At 72.5% G+C, this 20,473-nt stretch carries 20 protein-coding genes and 1 tRNA gene; 10 read left to right on the top strand and 11 right to left on the bottom strand.

What is annotated here, in order from left to right; translation table 11 throughout:
• The first annotated feature begins 55 nt into the window (after positions 1-55).
• The 7 genes from ACTZWW_RS16555 (at position 56) to ACTZWW_RS16525 (ending at position 4,750) form a co-directional block, all read left to right on the top strand.
• On the top strand, positions 56-808 hold the full coding sequence (locus ACTZWW_RS16555) for an SOS response-associated peptidase (RefSeq protein ID WP_444782075.1): 753 nt from the start codon (positions 56-58) through the stop codon (positions 806-808).
• Positions 809-967: 159 nt separating this feature from the next.
• Positions 968-1,198, top strand: a complete 231-nt coding sequence (locus ACTZWW_RS16550) for a hypothetical protein (RefSeq protein WP_444782074.1) — start codon at positions 968-970, stop codon at positions 1,196-1,198.
• Positions 1,199-1,204: 6 nt separating this feature from the next.
• The gene (locus tag ACTZWW_RS16545; protein WP_444782073.1) at positions 1,205-1,519 is read left to right on the top strand and encodes a type II toxin-antitoxin system RelE/ParE family toxin; all 315 of its coding nucleotides are present in this window, start codon (positions 1,205-1,207) and stop codon (positions 1,517-1,519) included.
• 85 nt (positions 1,520-1,604) lie between these two features.
• Complete coding sequence (dapB, locus tag ACTZWW_RS16540; protein ID WP_444782072.1) at positions 1,605-2,414, top strand: 4-hydroxy-tetrahydrodipicolinate reductase; 810 nt, start codon at positions 1,605-1,607, stop codon at positions 2,412-2,414.
• Between the two features lie 37 nt (positions 2,415-2,451).
• Positions 2,452-3,072: a 2,3-bisphosphoglycerate-dependent phosphoglycerate mutase gene (locus tag ACTZWW_RS16535; RefSeq protein ID WP_444782071.1), complete on the top strand. Its 621-nt coding sequence runs from the start codon at positions 2,452-2,454 to the stop codon at positions 3,070-3,072.
• Positions 3,069-3,725 (top strand): alpha-ketoglutarate-dependent dioxygenase AlkB family protein, encoded by a 657-nt coding sequence (locus ACTZWW_RS16530; RefSeq protein WP_444782070.1) that lies wholly within the window; start codon positions 3,069-3,071, stop codon positions 3,723-3,725. Before ACTZWW_RS16535 ends, ACTZWW_RS16530 begins: the two co-directional genes overlap by 4 nt.
• Positions 3,722-4,750, top strand: coding sequence for a hypothetical protein (locus ACTZWW_RS16525; RefSeq protein ID WP_444782069.1), 1,029 nt, complete (start codon positions 3,722-3,724; stop codon positions 4,748-4,750). The genes ACTZWW_RS16530 and ACTZWW_RS16525 overlap by 4 nt, the downstream gene beginning before the upstream one ends.
• A 15-nt stretch (positions 4,751-4,765) precedes the next feature.
• Here ACTZWW_RS16525 and ACTZWW_RS16520 read toward each other — a convergent pair whose 3' ends face one another.
• From ACTZWW_RS16520 to map, 3 genes are read right to left on the bottom strand one after another with little or no spacing between them, the layout of a single operon-like run.
• Complete coding sequence (locus ACTZWW_RS16520) at positions 4,766-5,545, bottom strand: phosphatase PAP2 family protein (RefSeq protein ID WP_444782068.1); 780 nt, start codon at positions 5,543-5,545, stop codon at positions 4,766-4,768.
• Complete coding sequence (locus ACTZWW_RS16515; RefSeq protein ID WP_444782067.1) at positions 5,542-7,023, bottom strand: MFS transporter; 1,482 nt, start codon at positions 7,021-7,023, stop codon at positions 5,542-5,544. Before ACTZWW_RS16515 ends, ACTZWW_RS16520 begins: the two co-directional genes overlap by 4 nt.
• 37 nt (positions 7,024-7,060) lie before the next feature.
• Positions 7,061-7,888: a type I methionyl aminopeptidase gene (map, locus tag ACTZWW_RS16510; RefSeq protein WP_444782066.1), complete on the bottom strand. Its 828-nt coding sequence runs from the start codon at positions 7,886-7,888 to the stop codon at positions 7,061-7,063.
• Between the two features lie 180 nt (positions 7,889-8,068).
• On the opposite strand from map, the gene ACTZWW_RS16505 reads away from it, so the two are divergent.
• Positions 8,069-8,896 carry an FkbM family methyltransferase gene (locus tag ACTZWW_RS16505; RefSeq protein WP_444782065.1) on the top strand — a complete coding sequence of 276 codons (828 nt, stop codon included), beginning with the start codon at positions 8,069-8,071 and terminating at the stop codon, positions 8,894-8,896.
• Between the two features lie 343 nt (positions 8,897-9,239).
• Here ACTZWW_RS16505 and ACTZWW_RS16500 read toward each other — a convergent pair whose 3' ends face one another.
• From ACTZWW_RS16500 to ACTZWW_RS16465, 8 genes are all read right to left on the bottom strand, one after another.
• On the bottom strand, positions 9,240-10,478 hold the full coding sequence (locus ACTZWW_RS16500; protein WP_444782064.1) for a class I SAM-dependent methyltransferase: 1,239 nt from the start codon (positions 10,476-10,478) through the stop codon (positions 9,240-9,242).
• A gap of 16 nt (positions 10,479-10,494) precedes the next feature.
• Positions 10,495-11,256 (bottom strand): DUF1365 domain-containing protein, encoded by a 762-nt coding sequence (locus ACTZWW_RS16495; protein ID WP_444782063.1) that lies wholly within the window; start codon positions 11,254-11,256, stop codon positions 10,495-10,497.
• The gene (locus ACTZWW_RS16490) at positions 11,253-12,599 is read right to left on the bottom strand and encodes an NAD(P)/FAD-dependent oxidoreductase (protein WP_444782062.1); all 1,347 of its coding nucleotides are present in this window, start codon (positions 12,597-12,599) and stop codon (positions 11,253-11,255) included. The genes ACTZWW_RS16495 and ACTZWW_RS16490 overlap by 4 nt, the downstream gene beginning before the upstream one ends.
• Positions 12,596-14,053 (bottom strand): cryptochrome/photolyase family protein, encoded by a 1,458-nt coding sequence (locus ACTZWW_RS16485; RefSeq protein ID WP_444782061.1) that lies wholly within the window; start codon positions 14,051-14,053, stop codon positions 12,596-12,598. The genes ACTZWW_RS16490 and ACTZWW_RS16485 overlap by 4 nt, the downstream gene beginning before the upstream one ends.
• A 179-nt stretch (positions 14,054-14,232) precedes the next feature.
• A tRNA-Asn gene (locus ACTZWW_RS16480) sits at positions 14,233-14,307 on the bottom strand.
• A gap of 123 nt (positions 14,308-14,430) precedes the next feature.
• Positions 14,431-15,084, bottom strand: a complete 654-nt coding sequence (locus ACTZWW_RS16475; protein WP_444782060.1) for an exopolysaccharide biosynthesis protein — start codon at positions 15,082-15,084, stop codon at positions 14,431-14,433.
• Positions 15,085-15,215: 131 nt separating this feature from the next.
• Complete coding sequence (locus ACTZWW_RS16470) at positions 15,216-16,061, bottom strand: rhomboid family intramembrane serine protease (RefSeq protein ID WP_444782059.1); 846 nt, start codon at positions 16,059-16,061, stop codon at positions 15,216-15,218.
• 150 nt (positions 16,062-16,211) lie between these two features.
• Positions 16,212-17,489: an O-acetylhomoserine aminocarboxypropyltransferase gene (locus ACTZWW_RS16465; protein ID WP_444782058.1), complete on the bottom strand. Its 1,278-nt coding sequence runs from the start codon at positions 17,487-17,489 to the stop codon at positions 16,212-16,214.
• 294 nt (positions 17,490-17,783) lie between these two features.
• Between ACTZWW_RS16465 and ACTZWW_RS16460 the strand changes: the two genes are divergently transcribed.
• Positions 17,784-19,103 (top strand): homoserine dehydrogenase, encoded by a 1,320-nt coding sequence (locus tag ACTZWW_RS16460; RefSeq protein WP_444782057.1) that lies wholly within the window; start codon positions 17,784-17,786, stop codon positions 19,101-19,103.
• 64 nt (positions 19,104-19,167) lie between these two features.
• The gene (gene glpX, locus ACTZWW_RS16455) at positions 19,168-20,166 is read left to right on the top strand and encodes a class II fructose-bisphosphatase (protein WP_444782056.1); all 999 of its coding nucleotides are present in this window, start codon (positions 19,168-19,170) and stop codon (positions 20,164-20,166) included.
• Positions 20,167-20,473 lie beyond the last annotated feature (307 nt).

Raw genomic sequence — 20,473 nt, 5'->3', positions numbered from 1 at the left:
CCTCGTTTCCGACACGGGCGCCCGGACCCGGATCCCCGCGACCACGAGGTGCGACATGTGCGGCCGCTTCATCATCACCTCGACGCCGGAGGTCTTCCGAGACACCTTCGGCTATGCGCAGACGCCGAACTTCCCCGCGCGCTACAACGTGGCGCCGACGCAGCCCGTGCCGGTCGTCGTGCACGAGGCGGGCGCACCGCGGTTCCGCCTTGTGCGCTGGGGCTTCCTGCCCTCCTGGACCAAGGACCCGAAGGACTTCCCGCTCGTCATCAACGCGCGCGCCGAGACGCTGCTCGAGAAGCCGACCTTCAAGGCGGCGATGAAGCGCCGGCGCTGCGTCTTCCTCGCCGACGGCTTCTACGAGTGGCGCCGCGAGGGCCGCGTCAAGGCGCCCTACCTGATCCGCATGGCATCCGGCGGGCCGATGCCGATGGCCGGTGTGTGGGAGACCTACAGTGATCCGAGCGGGGGCGAGATCGACACCGCCGCCATCGTCACCACCGACGCCAACGGAACGCTGTCGGCCATCCACCACCGCATGCCGGCGATCCTCTCGCGCGAGGACGTGCCGCGCTGGCTCGACGCGACGGGCACGAGCGACGTCGAGGCCCGCGCGCTCGCACGCCCCTGCCCGGACGCGTGGATCGACATGGTCCCGGTCTCGCAGCGGGTGAACAAGGTGGCGAACGACGACGCCCAGAACATCGTGGCGCTCGACGGGGAAGCCCCGGCCCCGGAGGAGCCCCGCGCGGCGCGTGGGCGCGCGACGCGGAACACGGACGAGGACGGGCAGGGGCGGTTGCTGTAGGGCGGGGAGGTACGGGACGTCAACGAGCATCGGCATAATTGACAAGTTGTCGAAGCGTCGGTAGACATACTCAAGAGGGCGGCCGGCGTCGGTTTGCCGCGAACTCGGTGGAAACCACGGTGTCGCTGCGTACATTCAGCCACCTGGCGATTGACGAGAATGGCGATGGTCACTCGATTTCTGCACCGCGGCCCTCAGCAGCCGACGTCCGAAAGCCAGGCCGAGCGCGACGCGCGCATCGCGTACGAGCGCGAGCTGATCGAAGAGGCACGCAGGGAGATCGCTGACGGTCACGCGATCAAGGGCGACGACGCCCGCGAACTCCTCCGCGCTTTGAGAGAGGGGCGTCCGATCTCCATCCCGGACACGTCTTCGCCGCGGCTGCGCTGACGACCGATGCCGGCACGACTATCGCTCGCGCCCGCGGCCGCGCGCGATCTCGACGACATTCGCGGATGGCTCACGCAGCCGGGTGCAGGGCGGGCGGCGGCCGAGATGCTCTTCCAGATACTCGACGCCGTCGACGACGTCGCTCTCGCACCGTTCCGGTGGGCTCCGAGCAGGAGCCATCCGGGCATGCGGGTGCGCTACGTGCGGGGACACGCCATCATCTACGAAGCCGAGCCGGATCTGCCGGGCACGCCGATCGAGAATGTGGACGTCCTCATTCTGCGTGTCTTCGCGCCGGGCCAGAACCGCACCGACCTGTGATGCCTCGGCAGCGCCGCGGTCCCCGCCACTTTCCTCCCGCGCCTCGCCGTCCTATACCCCCCGGTGCAGGCGGAAGGAGAGCGGGATGAGCGACATGCGGCTCGCGGTGGTCGGCGCGTCCGGGCGGATGGGCCGGACGCTGGTGCGGACGATCGTCGAGACGCCGGGCTGCGCCCTCTCCGGCGCCTTCGAGCGCCCCGGGGCGGACGGGTTCGGCGCGGATGCCGGCGTGCTCGCCGGCCTGCCCGCGCTCGGCGTCACGGTCGGCGACGATCCGGAGCGCGCGCTCGAGGGCGCGGAGGCCGTGATCGACTTCACCGCCCCCGCCGCCACGACGGCGCTCGCCGGCCTGTGCGCCGCGCGCGGAATCGCCCACGTGGTGGGCACGACGGGTCTCTCCGCGGAGGACCTCGACGCCCTGCGCGCGGCCGCCGCGCGTTGCTGCGTCGTCCAGTCCGGCAACATGTCTCTCGGCGTCAACCTGCTCGCGAGCCTGGTGCGGCGCGCCACGCGCGCGCTCGGGCCGGAGTTCGACGTCGAGATCGTCGAGATGCACCACCGCCACAAGGTCGACGCGCCCTCCGGCACCGCGCTGCTGCTCGGCGCCGCCGCCGCGGAGGGTCGCGGCGTGTCCCTCGACGAGAAGGCCGTGCGCAGCCGCGACGGGCACGTCGGCCCCCGGCGCGAGGGCGACATCGGCTTCGCGACCCTGCGCGGCGGCAGCGTCGTCGGCGAGCATGCGGTGATCCTCGCAGGGTCCGGCGAGCGCATCGAGCTGCGCCACGTCGCCGAGGACCGCGGCCTCTTCGCCCGCGGCGCGGTCCAGGCGGCGCTGTGGGCGCGCGGTCGCCCGCCCGGCTTCCATTCCATGGCCGACGTGCTCGGCCTCGATTGACCCCACCACCCTCGCCAACGAGAAGGACCAGTCCCCCATGGAGCGTCTCCTCGTGCTCGCCCGCCACGGGCAGAGCGACTGGAACAAGAAGAACCTCTTCACCGGCTGGAAGGACCCCGACCTCACCGAGCTCGGCGTCGAGGAGGCGCGGCTCGGCGGGCGGCGGCTGAAGGAGCGCGGCTACACGTTCGACGTCGCCTTCACCTCGGCGCTGTCGCGCGCGCAGCGAACCTGCGCGATCATGCTCGACGAGCTCGGCCAGCCGGGCCTCGAGACCATCGCGGACGCCGCGATCAACGAGCGCGACTACGGCGACCTCGCGGGGCTGAACAAGGACGACGCCCGCGCCAAATGGGGCGAGGAGCAGGTGTTCATCTGGCGACGCTCCTACGACGTCCAGCCGCCGGGCGGCGAGAGCCTCAAGGACACGGTCGCGCGCGTGCTGCCCTACTACATCCGCGAGATCCTGCCCCGAGTCATGCGTGGGAAGAGGGTGCTCGTCGCCGCCCACGGCAACTCGCTGCGCGCGCTGATGATGGTGCTCGACGGAATGACGACCGAGGAGGTCTCCAAGCTCGAGCTGCCGACCGGCATCCCCTTCGTCTATCGGCTCGGCGAGGACACGCGTGTCGTCTCCAAGGAGACGATCGACACGTGAGCGCCCCGCGGCTCGCGCTGGCGCCGGGGCTCTTACACGTCCCCGGGTACCTGGACCGGGAGGCGCAGGCGCGCCTGCGCGACGCCGTGCGCGCCGTGGTGCGCGCTGCGCCGCTGTTCACGCCGCGCATGCCGCGCACGGGAAAGCCCTTCTCCGTGCGCATGACGAACTGCGGCGACCTCGGCTGGGTCTCCGACGAGGCGGGCTATCGCTACCAGCCGACCCATCCGGCGACCGGCGCGCCCTGGCCGGCCATGCCCGACATCGTCCGCGAGGCCTGGGAGGCGCTCGCCGGTCATCCTCATCCGCCGCAGGCCTGCCTGATCAACTGGTACGAGCCGGCGGCGCGGATGGGCCTGCACCAGGATCGCGACGAGGCCGATCTCGATGCGCCGGTGGTCTCGCTCTCGCTCGGCGACACGGCGGTCTTCCGCTTCGGCGGCACCGAGCGCAAGGCGCCCACGCGCTCGATCCGGCTGGCGTCGGGCGACGCGGTCGTGATCGGCGGCCCCTCGCGGCTCGCCTTCCACGGCGTCGACCGCATCCTGCCCGGCACCGCGACGCTGCTCGACGCGCCCGGGCGCATCAACCTCACCCTGCGCCGCGTGACCCCGCCCGGCCGCCCCGACGCCCCGATCGGAGGACTTCCATGACCGCACGCCCCCGCCGCCCTCGCCGCGGCCTGCGCTCCGCCACCGCCCTCGCGCTGCTGGCGCTGGCGAGCGCGCCGGCCCTGTCCCAGCAGAACGAGGCGCCCGCGGGCGCCCCCGCCGCGCCGCCGTCGGACGCGCGCCCGGTGGAGCAGGTGACCTTCCTCCCGGGCGCCTCGATCGGCGTCGCGCCGCTGCCCGGCATGCGGCCCTCGACGCGCTTCCTCGGCTTCGAGAACCCGCAGGACGGCACCTTTCTCGCGCTGATCACCGCGCCTCCGGAGGAGTGGGAGGCGATCTCGCGGCGCTATGCCCTGGAGAGCTTGCCCGAGCAGGGCTTCTCGGACCCGCAGCGCGAGGAGATCACGATCGAGGGCGCGTCGGAGGCGTTCAAGGTGTCGGGCGAGCAGCGGCTCCAGCAGAGCCTGTCGGTCGACAAGTGGGTGGTCGCCGCCCGCACGCCCGAGCAGGTCGCCCTCGTGATCGCCCAGCGCGTCCCGCTCCAGCCCGCCTACACCCGCCAGGCGATCGAGGCGGCGCTCGAGACGATCGCCCTGCGAGCGCCGCCCGGGCTCGAGGAGCAGATCGCCGCGCTGCCCTTCGACGTCGGCGATCGCGCCGGATTCCGCCCCGTGCGCGTCACCGGCGGCAATTCCGTGCTCCTCACCGAGGGCGAGGACAACGTCGTCCAGGGCGCGGACCAGCCGGTCGTCATCGTCGCCGCCTCGCAGGAGATCTCGCCCCCCGAGGAGCGCCGCGACGACTTCGCGCGCCGCGCCGTCCAGGGCCTCGCCGGCCTCTCGGACGTGCGGATCGAGCGGTCGCAGGGCTTCCGCCAGGACAATGCGGACTGGCACGAGATCCAGGCGACCGCGACCGAGCCGTCCGGCGTGCCGGTCGTCGTCCAGCAGACTCTGCGCTTCACCGATACGGGCTTCATCAGGGTGCTGGGCGTGGCGAAGGACGCCGAGCGCGAGACGTGGACGCCCCGCTTCCGCGCGCTCGCCGACTCGCTCGAGCCGCGCTGAGCGCGCCGCCCGCCACTACTCGATCCGCGCCGTGTCGGGCCGCTCGACGGCGCGGGTCAGCTGCAGGCGCAGCATGATCATCGACGCGCCCAGCGCCCAGACCGCGCCCACCGTCCAGCCGGCGAGCACGTCCGTGGGCCAATGGACGCCGAGATAGACCCGGCTCGCCCCGACGAGGAGCGTCAGCAGGACCGCGACGGAGACGATGTAGATCCGCAGCCGACGCCGCGTCAGCACGCGCGAGACCAGGGCGGAGAGCGTCAGGTAGACCGTCGCCGACATCATCGAGTGGCCCGACGGGAAGCTCGCCGTGTAGACGATGCTGCCGTGCGGCACGAGGTCTGGCCGCGGGCGGTCGAAGCCGGATTTCAGCAGCGTCGAGAGCAGGATTCCGCCGCCGACGGCGAGCGCGACCGCGAGCGCGGCGCGCGGCAGCTTCGCCGCGAGCAGGAACACGACCACGATCGCGGTGAGGAGCGTGAGCACGCCGGTGCCGCCGAGCGCGGTGAAGTCGCGCATCATCTCCTCGAACCAGCCGGGGCCGATCGGGTCCGAGAGGTCGCCGGGTACGCGGAGCGCGACGAGGATCGCCTCGTCGATGGCGTGCGTCTCGCCCTCGAGGACCTCGTCGGCGAGCGCGATGAAGCCCCACACACCCCCGGCCAAGACGGCGAGGACGAGGAGCGTCGCGCGGTTCTCGAGGGCGGTGGCGAGGAGGAGGCGGCCGTGCTTCATGGCTGTCGCAACGCGAAAGCGGGCCGGATCGATCCCGAGCAGGCGCCCTCGATCGCTCACGGTGCCGCCTCCCGGGTCGGGCGCGGCAGGCGCCAAGCGACCACGGCGGCGATCGCCGCCCAGGTGGCGGCGAGCCACAGCGCCCCCGAGAACCCCGAGAGGAACGCACCTTCCAGAGCCGCTCTTCCGGGATCGCTCGGCGCCGGCAGGACGCCGAAGCGCGCATCCGGCCCCGCCGCCGCGCCCGCTTCCGCGAAGAACCGCGCGCTCGCCAGCGAGCCCGCGATGGCGACGCCGAAGAGCCCTGCGAGCCGGCTCGCGGCGTTGTTGACGCCGGACGCCGCGCCGGCGCGTGCCTCGTCGACGGCGTTCATGACGCTCGTCGTCAACGGCGCCACGGCGAGCGCCATGCCGCAGGACATGCTCACGATCGGCACGACGATTCCGATCCAGTAGCCGGGCGGGGCGAGGGCGAGCCAGCCGGCGCCGAGCGCGACGAGGCCGGAGCCGAGCGCGAGCGGCGTCTGCGGCCCGATCCGGTCGGCCAGCGCGCCGGAGAAGCGCGAGCCGACCCCGATCACGAGGCCGATCGGCAGCATGGTCAGGCCCACCTCGGTGGCCGAGAGCCCGCGGCGGCTCTGCAGCTCGAACGGCAGCAGGAACAGCGCCGTCACGAAGGCGGCGTACAGGAACATCGTGAGCAGGTTCGCGCCCGCGAAGCAGCGGCTGGCGAAGAGTGACAGCGGCATCAGCGGGCTCGCCGCCCGCGCCTCCACCGCCACGAAGCCGACGAGAGTCCCGATTCCGGTCGCGAGGACGGCGGCGACGAGGAGGATGGAGACGCCCGCCTCGGAGGCGAGGGTCAGCGCGAGCGTGACGAGGCCGAAGCCGACGACGGCCAGCACGGCCCCGGGCCAGTCGAGCGGGCCCTCGGCCGCGCCCGCGCCGCGGTCCGCCGGCATGTGTGCGCGCGCGATCCAGATCGCCCCCGCCGAGAGCGGCAGGTTGATCCAGAACACCGCGCGCCACGACAGCGCATCCACGAGGAACCCGCCGAGCGGCGGGCCGAGCGCCGTCGTGATCGCGGACGCGCCCGCCCAGACGCCGATGGCGCGCCCGCGGACGTCCTTCGGGAAGGACGCCGCGATGATCGCGAGGGACTGCGGCACGAGGAGCGCCGCGCCGACGCCCTGCACGAGCCGTGCGGCGATTAGCGTGCTCGCTGTCGGCGCGAGCGCGCAGGCGAGCGAGGCGATCGCGAAGAGGCCGATGCCCCACACGAAGACGCGGCGGCGACCGACCCTGTCGCCGAGCGCACCGCCGACGAGGATCAGCCCGCCGAGCGTCAGCGCGTATCCATTCACCACCCATTGCAGGGCCGTGAACCCCGCGCCGAGATCGGCCTGGAGCGCGGGCAGGGCGACGTGGACGACGGTTCCGTCGATGAAGGCCATGGCGGAGGCGAGGATCGTGCCCGCGAGCACCCAGACCCGCGCGGCCTGCGAGAGCACCGGGGCCGGCGCGGGCGTCTGCGTCATCGCCGTCCTCTCCGTCGCGCAGTGCGTCGCGCCCGCCTCAGCCGCGGTAGGGCGGCTTGTCCCAGCCGTTCGGCGAGAGGGTGAAGATCTCGCAGCCCGTCTCGGTCACGCCCACGGTGTGCTCGAACTGGGCGGAGAGCGAGCGGTCGCGCGTCACCGCCGTCCAGCCGTCGCCGAGCACCTTCACGTGCGGGCGCCCGAGGTTGATCATCGGCTCGATGGTGAAGAGCATGCCCGCCTCGAGCGGCACGTCGTAGGCCGGCTCGACGAAGTGCAGGATGGTCGGCGCGTCGTGGAAGACGCGGCCGAGCCCGTGGCCGCAGAAGTCGCGCACCACCGAGCAGCGCTCGCCCTCGGCATAGGCCTGGATCGCCGCGCCGATGGCGTTGGTGGTCGCGCCGGGCTTGACCGCCGCGATGCCGCGCATCAGCGCCTCGTAGGTGATCTCGCACAGCCGCTCGGCCCTGCGGGGCACGGCGCCGACATAGTACATGCGGCTCGAATCGCCGTGCCAGCCATCGACGATGAGCGTGATGTCGATGTTGACGATGTCGCCCTCGCGCAGGGGCTTGTCGTTGGGGATGCCGTGGCAGACGACGTGGTTGATCGAGGTGCAGATCGCCTTCGGGTAGCCGCGGTAGAACAGCGGCGCGGGATAGGCGCCGTGGTCCATGGCGAACTCGAAGGCGAGCTTGTCGAGCGCCTCGGTGGTGACGCCGGGCGCGACGTGCTCGACCATGAGATCGAGCGCCTTCGCCGTCAGCTGCCCGGCCCGGCGCATCGCCTCGAACGCCTCCGGGCCGTGGATCGGCGGCGACTTGCCGCCGGCGCGGCGTTCGATCTGGTCGGTGTCTTCGAGCGTCATCGCATCCTGTTCCTGTCCCGGGAGACAATAAGCGCGCGAGCGGCCTCGCGCAAAGGCCGCTCGGCGTCTCGGCGCCTCCGTCACGCTTGCCCCGCCGCGCCGGGGATGGCAGGAAGACGCGCCGCCGGTGCGCCGCCCGCGCGCGCGTCATCCGCCCGGCGGCAGACGAGGTCGAGATCCGTGACGAACGAGCCCGCGCCCTACGGCGCCCATTCCCCCGACGGCCTGGTGCGCTGGCTCATCGAGCGCACCCGTGCGGCCGGCGACGGTTGGCTGTCCAAGCGCGTCTCCTTCCTCCTGCGCCGCCTCGCCGTCAAGCGGCTCGCGGGGCGACCGGTCGACATCGAGACGCTGGGGGCGAAGTTCCGGCTCTACCCCTACAACAACGTCTGCGAGAAGCGGATCCTGTTCACGCCGCAATATTTCGACGGCCTCGAGCGGGAGATCCTGGCCGAGCGCATCGGCCCGGGCTTCACGTTCATCGACATCGGCGCGAACATCGGCGCCTACGCGCTCTTCGTCGCCGCCCGCGCCGGGCGGGACGCGCGCATCCTGTGCGTCGAGCCGCAGCCCGACGTGTTCGATCGGCTCGTCTACAACGTGCGCCTCAACCCGTTCGCGACGGTCAAGGCGATCGATTGCGCCGTGGCGGACAAGGCGGGCGAGCTGACGCTCTTCCTCGAGCCGTCGAACTCGGGCGAGACCTCGATGAAGATCGTCGGCTCGGGCGGCGCGAGCGCCATCCGCGTGCCGGCGACGACGCTGCTCGACCTCGTGCGGCGCGAGGGCTTCGAGCGTGTCGACGCGATCAAGCTCGACGTCGAGGGCGCGGAGGACGTCATCCTCGAGCCCTTCCTGCGCGAGGCGCCCCCATCGCTCTGGCCGAGCCTGATGATCGTCGAGGACGGCTCCGGCCGCTGGCAGGTCGACCTCGCCCGCATCGTCCAGGACGCCGGCTACCGGATCGTCGCGAAGACGAAGCTGAACTACGTCTTCGAGCGCGGCTGACCCGGCGCGTGGCGCCACCCGCGCCGGGGCTCCCCTCTCCCTGGCGGAGAGCGGCGCGGGGTGTGGGGGGCAGAATCGTCTCGCCGCCGATGCCGTGCGGGAGCCATCACGAGCCGTTCCCGCGCCACCGACGCCCCACACCCCCGACCCCTCTCCACGAGGGAGAGGGGAGCGCGTCGGCGGACGGCATACGCGGTGCGTGCTCTTCGACGCGGGGTGGCCTCGCGAGCGCGTCGCGACACCCGCGCCGGGACTCCCCTCTCCCTCGTGGAGAGGGGCGGGGGGTGTGGGGCGTGCAGGATCGAGCGCCGCGGCCGATGCCGCGCGGGAGCCCGGCGGCGCGTCAGCCGGGCTTCTCCAGCACCACCTGCCTCACGTCGGTGTTTCGCGTCGCGAAGCCGACCTCGCAATAGGCGAGGTAGTAGGTCCACAGCCGCCGGAAGCGGGCGTCGAAGCCCAACGTCGAGATGGTCGGCCACGCGGCGTCGAAACGTTCGCGCCACTCGCGCAGCGTGCGGGCGTAGTCCGCGGCGTAGGAGGCGTCGGCGACGATCGGCAGGCCGTGGCGCTCGGAGAGCCCCGCGACGATCGCGTCGGACGGCAGCATGCCGCCGGGAAAGACGTGCCGGCGGATGAAGTCCACCCGCGTGCGGTACGTCTCGTAGCGGTCGTCGCGGATGGTGATGAGCTGCAATCCGGCCCGCCCGCCGGGGCGCAGGCGCGCCGTCATCGCCTCGTAGAAGGCGTCCCAATAGGCCTCGCCCACGGCCTCGAACATCTCTATCGAGACGATCCGGTCGTAAGTCCCCCGGACGTCGCGGTAGTCCTCGAATCGCAGGTCGATGCGCTCTGAAAGACCCGCCGCGGCGATGGCGCGGGCGGCCCGGTCGTGCTGGGCGCGCGAGATCGTCAGCGCGGTGACGCGGCAGCCGATCTCTCGCGCCGCCCACAGCGCGAACGAGCCGAAGCCGCAGCCGATCTCGAGCACGCGATCCTCGGGGCCGATGCCCGTCGCGCGGGCGAGCAGCCGGTGCTTGTGCGCCTGCGCCTCCTCCAGGGTCTCGGCGCCCGTGGCGAAGACCCCGCTCGAGTAGGTCATGCTCCCGTCGAGCCAGGCGGCGTAGAACGCCTCCCCGAGGTCGTAGTGCTCGGCGATGTTGCGTCTCGCGCCCGCGCGGGTGTTGCGCCGCGTCGCCTCGCGCAGGCGCCGGAGAAGCCGCAGCGGCAGCGGCTCCTCGACGATGCGGCCGCGCTCGGGCCGGTTCGCCGCGAGCAGCATCAGCAGCGCGCCGAGGTCGGGCGTGTCGAAGAGGCCGTCGCAATAGGCCTCCCCGAAGCCGATCTCGCCCGCGAGCAGCACGCGCCGGGCGAGACCCGCGTCGCGGATCGTCATGGATGCGTCGGGTCCGCGACGCGCCCCGCCGAAGGCGAGCGTGCGCCCGTCGGGCGCGACGATGGTCAGGCGGCCCGCCTCCAGCCGAAGCGCGATCGCGAGCATGCGCCGCAGCAGGAACGGCAGGCCCCGGGTCGCCTCCGCGAAGGTCTCGCGCGTGATCGGGCGTGCCATGCCGGGACGTGCCATGCAGCGAGCCCCCGGATCAGCGCGCGCGGCGCGGATGCGGAACGACGGGCACGCCCTTCGCCCAAAGCCGCAGCGCCTCCCAGTGGATCGCGACGACGACCTTGGCGGTCATCAGCGGCGTGCGGGCGAGGGCGGCTGCGAGCCCCGCCGTCGCCAGCGTCCGCCGGCGCCCGGCGAAGACGGCGGTGAGGACCGGCCCGTGCGTGTCGTGCTCGACGATCGAGACCCTGGCCGTCTCCGCGGGCGGCTCGAGCCCGAAGCGGTAGACGTGGTCCATGGTCAGGAACGGGGAGACGTGCAGCGCCTTCTCGGCCCGCGGCCGGCCGGCGCCCGCGGGCAGGACGTAGACGTGGCGCTCGCCGAACGTGTTGCGCACCTCCGCGATCGTGCCGACGTGGCGCTCCGTCTCGTTCCCCTCGCCCGCGTAGCCGTAGTAGAGCGCGATCGGGTTGAAGGCGAAGCCGAGGATGCGCGGGTAGGCGAGGAGCCGCACCCGCTCGGCGGCGACGCCGTGCGCGGCGAAGGTCGCGCGCGCCCAGTCCGCCAGCGGCCGCGCGCCCTGCGCGCCGTGGTCGCGCGGTTGGAAGGCGACGAGGTTCGCACGCCCCACCGAGAAGAGCGGCGAGAGCCGGCCCGCCTCGTCGAGCCGATCGAGATCGATCCACAGCGCCAGCACGCGATAGCGGAAGCGATGCGCCCGCGGCCGCAGGCGCGCGTGCATGACGTCGCCGACGTAGAGCCAGGCGGGCGGGCCCGCACTGTCGCGGTTCGCGCTCACGCCGCCTCGGTCCCGAAGGCGCGGGGCGTCACCCGCCAGGGCGCCGCGGCGCCGAGCGCCTCCGCGACGGCGAGGCCCGAATGCAGGCCGTCCTCGTGGAAGCCGTACCTGGTCCACGCCCCGCAGAACCAGATCCGGTCACGCCCCTGCAGCCCCGCCAGCGCAGCCTGAGCCGCGATCGCCGCCTGGTCGAACTGCGGGTGGGCGTAGTCCGTGCGCGCGAAGACGGTCTCCTCCCGCGGCGGACGCGGCGGGTTGAGCGAGACGAAGAGCGGGCGCGCGGGGTCGAGCCCCTGGAGCGCGTTCATCCAGTAGGTGACGCAGACCTCGTCGCGGTCGCGCTTGAGCACGTTCCAGGCGGCCCAGGCGGACCGCCCCGGCGGCATCAGGCTCTCGTCGCGGTGCAGCCAGACCGTGTTGGCGCGATAGCGAATCGCGCCCAGCATCGCGCGCTCGGCCGGCGTGGGGTCGGCGAGGAGCGCCAGCGCCTGATCGCCGTGGCAGGCGAGAACGACGTCGTCGTAGCGGGTCGAGCCGCCGTCGGCGGTGGCGACGCGCACGCCGTCCGGCTCGCGGGAGACGCGCGTCACCGGCGCGCCGAGCCGCATCCGCTCGGCGAACGGCGCAACGAGGCGGCGAACGTAGCTGCGGCTTCCGCCCGTCACCGTTCGCCAGGTCGGCCGGTCCATCCGCAGCAGGCGGTGGTTGGCGAAGAAGGCGAGGAACGTCGCCGCCGGAAAGGCGAGGATGTCACCGGGCGGCATCGACCAGATCGCCGAGCCCATGGCGACGACGTAGTCCTCGCGGAAACGCTGCGAATAGCGCTCGCGGGCGAGGTAGTCGCCCAGCGTCAGGCCGTCGAGCCGTCCCGCCTCGAGGTCCGCCGTCCCGCGCCGGTTGAAGCGCACGATGTCGCGGGCGACCCGCAGATGGACCGGGGAGGGGATCGCGAGGCCGAGGGGGAGGATGCCGCCGAGCAGCGCCGACGCCCGGGAGGTCCAGGCGAGCTCGATCCCGTGCCTGTCGTCGAAGCGCGAGACCGAGAAGCTCATGTCGGAGACCTGCGTCTCCACGCCCAGCCGCTCGAGCAGGCGGGTGAGGTTGGGGTAGTTCGGCTCGTTGTAGACGATGAATCCGATGTCGACCGGCATCCGCACGCCGTCGTAGTCGATCTCGACGGTCTCGGCGTGCCCGCCGGCGCGCCGCTCGCTCTCGTAGACCGTGATCTCGTGCGCAGACGCGACGGAGAGCGCCCAGGCCGCGCCGTTGCCGGCGATGCCCGATCCCACCACCGCGATGCGCTTGCCGCCCGCTCCGCTGCCGTCACCAGGAATTCGCGTCACGCCGCCGTCTTCTTCATCTGTGCCAGCGCGTCGAGCGCGCGGCGCCGGCCCTCCTCGTGCGCCACAATCGGGACCGGATAGGTCTCCCCGAGCGCGACGTCGGCCTTCTCTAGCACGTTCCGCGGCGCCTCCCAGGGGCGGTGGATCACATGCGCCGGGAGCCGGGCGAGCTCGGGCACGAAGCGTCGGACGTAGTCGCCGGCGGGGTCGAACTTCTCGCCCTGCGCCACGGGGTTGAAGATCCGGTAGTAGGGCGCGGCGTCCGCGCCCGAGCCCGCCACCCATTGCCAGGAGGCGGCGTTGTTCGCGGGATCGGCGTCGCAGAGCGTGTCCCAGAACCAGTCCTCGCCGTGGCGCCAGTCGACGAGCAGGTGCTTGACGAGAAAGGAGCCCACGACCATCCGCACGCGGTTGTGCATGAAGCCGGTCTCCCAGAGCTGGCGCATGCCGGCGTCGACGAACGGGTAGCCGGTGCGCCCGCGCCGCCAGGCCTCGAGCGCCGCCTCGTCCGTGCGCCAGGGGAAGGTGTCGAAGCTGCGCACCATGTTCGTGCGCGCGATGTCGGGCTGCGCGAACAGGAGCTGGTGGGAGAAGTCCCGCCAGCCGAGCTCGGAGCGCAGCATGTCGTAGTCCTCGGGGGGGATGCGCCCCGCGTCGCGCGCATGCAGCGCGGCGTGCACGACCTGGCGCGGCGAGATCTCGCCGAAGCGCAGGTGCGCGGAGAGCATCGACGTGGTCTCGAGGTCCGGGCGGTTGCGCGTGCCGGCGTAGCCCGAAAGCGGCCCGTCGAGGAAGGCCGCGAGCCGCGCCTGCGCGCCCGGCTCGCCGCGCGTCCAGGCCGCGCGCAGGCCGCCCGCCCAGTCCGGCGCCGCCGGCTCGAGCCCGAGATCGGCGAGGCGGACCGCCTGCGCGCGCAGAGCCTCGGGCCAGGTCGCCTTCGCGATTCGGGCCGGCGCCGGCAGCGGCGGCGGCGGCGGGTCGTAGGCGAGCGTGGCGTTGCGGTAGGGGGTGAAGACCTTGTAGAGCCCGCCGGTCTTCGTCGTCACCTCGCCGGGCTCGTAGAGGACGCGGGCCTTGAAGCTCTTCACCGCGTGGCCCGACTCCTTCAACGTCGCCTTGACGGCGGCGTCGATCTCCCGCTCGGCGCCGTAGCGGCGGTTCCAGACGACGTGGGCGGCGCCGGTCTCGCGCGCGATCCGCGGGATCGCCTCGCGTGCCGCCCCGCGCAGGATGAGGAGCTCGCCCCCGCGCTCCCCGAGCGACCGCGCGAGCGCCTCGAGCGAGCCGTGCAGGAACCAGCGCGCCGCGCCGCCGAGCGGGCGGACCTCCGGGCTCTCCTCGTCGTGGAGATAGACGCACAGGACCGGCGCGCCGGTCTCGACGGCGTGCGTCAGGGCGGGATTGTCCGCGATGCGGAAATCCTCGCGAAACCACACGAGCGCGGGCCCGGCCAAACGATCCTCCCTCGACGGTCGCCGTCGCGCCCTTGTACGAAGCTTCGGCGTGCGATTGAACCGCCCGAGGCGCGCGACTTCCGGCCGCAGAGGTGGCGCGAAGCGTCACCGGACGCACGCGGGAAACCGCGTGCCGTCCCGCCTGCGTCTCTACCAAGCGTTTGATTTTGTTGAGGATTTGGCTCCGGCGGTAGGATTCGAACCTACGACCAACGGATTAACAGTCCGCTGCGCTACCGCTGCGCCACGCCGGAATACCATGGCACGGACGAACTCGCCCGTCGGTGACAGGGCATATATCGGCGTCGCCGGGCGGACGCAAGCCCCGAAATCCCCGCCCGCCGACGAAAGGTCGGGACGGGGCGGCGCGCCTGCGCTCAGAGCAGGCCGAGCAGCACGTCGATCACGGTGGCGCCTGCGAACACGAGGAAGCCGATCCAGACGAGCGCGACGGCCGCGCCCGCCAGCACGAGGAGCCCGTCGCGCTCGATCAGCCCCACCGCGATGATCGCCACCCCGATGCCGGGCACGGTGTTGGTCAGCGGCAGCGGCACGGCGATCGAGAGCGACGCGACGAGCATGGCGAGGCCGACGAGGCGCTCGGAGGGGCCGCTCGCGAGGAAGGTCAGGCGCGGGCGGGCGAGGCGCTCGAAGCGCAGGAGCCAGGGGCGAGCACGGGCGATCATCCCCGCATAGTCCGCCTTGGAGAAGGCGCGCGCGCGCAAGCCCTGCGGCAGCCAGAGCGCCCGGCGGCCGATCACGAGCTGGGCCGCGACGAAGACCATCGGCACCGAGACGATCTGCGGCACGCCGTAGAGGAAGGGGATCGCGCAGGGCAGCGCCAGCACCAGCATCACGAGCCCGAAGGTGCGCTCGCCCAGCGCATCGACGAGCGTGCCGAGCGGGATGCGCTCGCCCGGCGCCTCCTCGCCCACGCGGGCGAGGACCGCGGAGGCGGGCTCGTGGTGCGGCGCGTCGTGCGCCTCGCTGCGGGGCTCGCGTGGCGGATGCGCGGGGTCGGGCTGGGTCATGGCGGGACCGGCGGCTCGGGGGATCGACGGGGGGATCGACGGGGGATCGACAGGGGGATCGACCCCTCGCTCCTACCGCCGTCCGCGGCGCCTGTCCACGCGCGAGCGACCTGGAGGCGAATCGCGACGCGTCACGGCACGAACAGCTCGACGACGAGCATGATCGCCACGAAGAACGCGATCGCCTTCACCACCGCCGCCGCCCGCTCCCCGAAGGAGCGTCGCAGGCCGCGCGGTGCCTTCGGCGTCAGGTCGATGACGAAGCGGCGGGCGAAGGCGAAGCGCCTGGTGCGCTCCGGGATGTCGTGTGCGGGCTGGAAAAGCGCCACGTCGCGGTGGCGCAACGGCACGACGAGGATCATCCCCGCCGCGAAGCCGCCCACGTGCGCCCACCAGGCGACCATGGCCGCGGTGTCGCCCGCGAGCGCCATGGCGAGGTTGAGCGCGATCAGGAAGCCGACGAAGATCCCCGCCGGAAGCGCGACAGGCACGCGGTAGCCGACGAACACGAAGATCTTCGCGCGCGGATGCAGCAACAGGTATGCCCCCATCACCCCCGAGACCGCCCCGCTCGCGCCGACCACGGGGACGTCCGGGTTGCCGGTGAGGACCGCCTCCGCGAGCCCGCCCGCCGCGCCGGCGAGGAGGAAGAAGAGGGCGTAGCGCCAATGCCCGAGCGCGTCCTCCACGTTGTCGCCGAACACCCACAGCGTGATCATGTTGGCGGCGAGGTGCAGGAGCCCCGCGTGCAGGAAGGTGTAGGTGAGGAGCGTCGCCCAGCCGGGCACGCCGCCCGTGGCCGGCGCGGAGAGCGCGATGGCGCCTCCCGCATCGACGAGCTGCGCGGGCAGCAGGGCGTACTCGACCGCCGTCTCGGGGACGAGAAAGTAGGCGAGCACGCAGATCGCGATCAGCGCGTGGTTGACGTATGCGCTGCGGACGTGCCGCAGCGGGTTGTCGTCGCCGATGGCGAGCATGGGGGAAGAGCTCCGGAGGGCGGGCGTGACGCTGCGGAGCTTGGCGGACGGCGCCGCGGAAGGGAAGGGGGGGCGGGCGTCGCGCCGGGGGACCCCGCCCCTGATCCGCTTTCTCGGATCGTCCCCGCCCCGAGGGGGCGGGAGGCCGCCTCAGCCCAGCGCCTGCGCCAGGTCCGCGATCAGGTCCTCCGGATCCTCGAGCCCGATCGACAGGCGCACCACGTCGGGCCCGGCGCCGGCGGCGACGCGCTCGGCGTCGGTCAGCTGGCGGTGGGTCGTGGAGGCCGGGTGGATGATCAGCGAGCGCGTGTCGCCGATGTTGGCGAGGTGCGAGAACAGCTCGAGCTTCGAGACGAGCGCGACGCCCGCGTCGAAGCCGCCCTTGAGGCCGAAGGTGAAGACCGCGCCCGCGCCCTTCGGGCAGTAGCGCTCGGCGAGCCCGTTGTAGGGGTTGCCCGGCAGGCCCGGGTAGGACACCCACTCGACGGCCGGATGCTCGGCGAGGAAGCGCGCCACGACGAGCGCGTTGTCGCAATGGCGCTGCATGCGCAGCGGCAGCGTCTCGATGCCCTGCAGGATCATGAAGGCGTTGAAGGGCGAGAGCGCCGGGCCGAGGTCGCGCAGGCCGAGCACGCGCGTTGCGATCGCGAAGGCGAAGTTGCCGAATGTCTCGCCGAGCACCATGCCGCCGTATTCCGGACGCGGCTTGGAGAGCATCGGGTAGCGCTCGTCGCCCGCCCAGTCGAACGTCCCGCCGTCCACGAGCACGCCGGCGATGGAGGTGCCGTGACCGCCCAGGAACTTCGTCGCGGAGTGGATGACGATGTCCGCGCCGTGCTCGATCGGCCGGCACAGGTACGGCGAGGCCATGGTGTTGTCGACGATGAGCGGCAGCTTGTGGCGCTTGGCGATCGCCGAGATGCCGGCGATGTCGACGATCACGCCGCCGGGATTGGCGATCGATTCGATGAAAATCGCCTTCGTGCGCTCGTTGATCGCCGCCTCGAAGGTGGAGAGATCCTCCGTGTCGGCCCAGCGCACCGTCCAGCCGAAGTTCTTGTAGGAATGGTTGAACTGGTTGATCGAGCCGCCGTAGAGCTTCTTCGCGGCCACGAACTCGTCGCCCGGCTGCATCAGGGCGTGCATGGTCAGGAACTCGGCCGCGTGGCCCGACGCCACCGCGAGCGCCGCGGTGCCGCCCTCGAGCGCGGCGACGCGCTCCTCGAGCACGGCGCAGGTCGGGTTGCCGATGCGCGAGTAGATGTTGCCGAAGGCCTGCAGGCCGAAGAGCGAGGCGGCGTGGTCGACGTCGTCGAAGACGAACGACGTCGTCTGGTAGATCGGCGTCGCCCGCGCCCCGGTCGTCGGGTCCGGCGTCGCGCCGGCGTGGATGGCGAGCGTGCTGAACCCTGGGGTGCGGTCGGTCATGAGCGCGTCCTCTGTAGGCGTCTTGACGAAAGAACGATCGTTCTTTTAAGAGAACGCCGCCAGGCCGTCAACGGCCTGGTCGCTGTCGCGAATCGAGCGGCGAGGCGTTGCGCACCCGAGGCTCCGTCGCGGCGGAGTCGGGCGCGGGGACACATTCGGTTTTCCGAACGCGAGCGTCTCGGACGACCGTGGCCGTCCGCGCGACCTTCCTTGAAAGCGGTCGGGAAAGGGTGCAATACCGTCGCGCCGCTCACCGGCCGGCCCGTGGGCCGGCGCCGAGGAGGGATCGGGTCGATGAGGGAACCGTTGCGGGTCGGGATCGCCGGGCTGGGCACCGTGGGCGCGAGCGTGGCGCGGCTGATGGCGCGCAACGCCGACGGCCTCGCCATGCGGGCGGGGCGGCCGATGGCGCTCACCGCCGTGTGCGCTCGCGACCGCGGGCGCGACCGCGGCGTCGATCTCTCCCGCGCCGCCTGGCACGCCGATCCGCTGGCGCTCGCGCGCGACCCGAACGTCGACTGCGTCGTCGAGCTGATCGGCGGCGAGGAGGGGCCGGCGCGCGCCCTCGTCGAGGCGGCGCTCGGGGCCGGCAAGCACGTCGTCACCGCCAACAAGGCGCTGCTCGCCAGGCACGGCATGGCGCTCGCGCGCCTCGCCGAAGAGCGCGGCGTCGCGCTCGCCTTCGAGGCCTCGGCCGCCGGCGGCGTGCCGGTGGTGAAGGCGCTGCGCGAGGCGCTCTCGGGGAACCGGGTGGCGCGGGTCTCCGGCATCCTCAACGGCACCTGCAACTACATCCTCACGCGCATGGAGGCGGAGGGGCTCTCCTTCGCGGAATGCCTCGCCGACGCGCAGCGCCTAGGCTACGCGGAGGCCGACCCGACCTTCGACGTCGAGGGCTTCGACACGGCCCACAAGCTCGCGATCCTCACCTCGCTCGCCTTCGGCGTCGCGCTCGACCCGGACGCGATCTACGTCGAGGGCATCTCCAAGATCACGCCGCTCGACCTGCGCATGGCGGCCGAGCTCGGCTACCGCATCAAGCTGCTCGGCGTCGCCGAGCGCACGCCGACCGGTATCGAGCAGCGCGTCCATCCCACCATGGTGCCGCGCACCTCCTCGCTGGCGCAGGTGATGGGCGTCACGAACGCCGTCACCATCGACGCGGACGCGGTCGGCGAGCTCAGCCTCATCGGCCCCGGCGCGGGCGGCGACGCCACGGCGTCCGCCGTGATCGCGGACATCTGCGACGTCGCCGCCGACGTCGTGCGCCCGACCTTCGGCATCCCGGCGGACCGCCTCGCCGCGCCGGAGCGCGCGCCGATGCAACGCCACGAGGGCGGCTACTACATCCGCCTGTCGGTCTTCGACCGGCCCGGCTCGGCGGCGGGGATCGCCACACGCATGGCACAGGCCGACATCTCGCTCGAGAGCATCATCCAGCACCGCGCCCGCACCGCCGACGCCGATCCGTCCGGCCGCTCGGGCGCGCCGGTGCCGGTGGTGCTCATCACCTACGCGACCACCGAGGCGGCGATCCGCGAGGCGCTCGCGCGCATCGACGCGGACGGCCACGTGGCCGAGCCGCCGCAGGTGATCCGGATCGAGCGCGAGTGAGCGCCGTTGTCGTCATGGCCGGGCGCCCGACGCGCGCCACGAGGCCGAGAAGGAGGTCCGGTTCATGAAGCCGCCGTCACACATCGTCCCGAACGTGTTCATCGAGCGCATCCTGACGCTCGAGCTCGTGCGCGTCACCGAGCGTGCCGCCGTCTCCGCGGCACGCCTGCGCGGGCGCGGCGACGAGAAGGCCGCGGATCAGGCGGCGGTGGACGCCATGCGCCGCGAGCTCAACCGTCTCGGCATCGACGGCACCGTCGTCATCGGCGAAGGCGAGCGCGACAAGGCGCCGATGCTGTTCATCGGCGAGCGCGTCGGCAACGGCAAGGGCCCGAAGGTCGACATCGCCGTCGACCCGCTCGAGGGCACGACGCTGTGCGCCAAGGACATGCCGGGCTCGATCGCCGTGATGGCGATGGCGGAGGGCGGCACGCTGCTCGCCGCGCCCGACGTCTACATGCACAAGATCGCGGTGGGGCCGGGCTACCCCGCGGGCGTCGTCGACCTCGACGCGTCGGCCACCGACAACATCCACGCGCTCGCCAAGGCCAAGGGCGTCGCGCCCTCCGAGATCACCACGCTGATCCTCGACCGGCCGCGCCACCACGACCTCATCGCCGAGGTGCGCGCCACCGGCGCTGCGGTGCGGCTGATCTCCGACGGCGACATCGCCGGCGTGATCTACACGACCGACCCGGCCAAGACCGGCATCGACCTCTATCTCGGCATCGGCGCGGCCCCCGAGGGCGTGATCGCGGCGGGCGCCCTGCGCTGCATCGGCGGCCAGATGCAGGGGCGCCTCATCCTCGACACCGAGGAGAAGCGCGAGCGCGCCTTCGGCATGGGCGTCAAGGACCCGAACAAGAAGTACGACGTGGGCGAGCTCGCCTCCGGCGACGTCATCGTCGCCGCCACCGGCGTGACGGATTCCGCGCTCACCATGGGCGTCAAGTTCGGCCCCGACGTCATCGAGACCGAGACGGTGGTGTATCGCTCCGCCACCGGGACCGTGCGCAAGATCGCCGCCGAGCACCGGGAGTGGGCGAAGTTTCACTTGGATTGAGGGTGAGCCAGCGAGACGTCTTCGCGCCGATCGGATTTCGCCGGAGTGGCGTCGCAGTGATTGCTCGAAAGCTGCGGCGTCCTTCTCCTTCCTTGTAGGGGAAGGTGTCGCCGGCGAAGCCGGTGACGGATGGGGCGCGGCGCGGAGCGACGCGTTCCGCGAAGCGGAATAGCACCGTGTCCGCCGCCACCGTCGCATGTCGGCTTCGCCGAACGCGCGTCCCGCGCGCCCCATCCGTCTCGTCGGCTTCTCCGCCGAGCCACCTTCCCCTACAGGATTCCTCTGCGAAACTCCGCCTTGTTCTGGC

The sequence above is a fragment of the Salinarimonas sp. NSM genome, from assembly GCF_052380005.1.
In the GTDB taxonomy this organism is placed as follows: domain Bacteria; phylum Pseudomonadota; class Alphaproteobacteria; order Rhizobiales; family Beijerinckiaceae; genus Salinarimonas.
The sequence above is the reverse complement of the archived record's forward strand: the minus strand, read 5'-3'. Positions and strand labels throughout refer to the sequence as shown.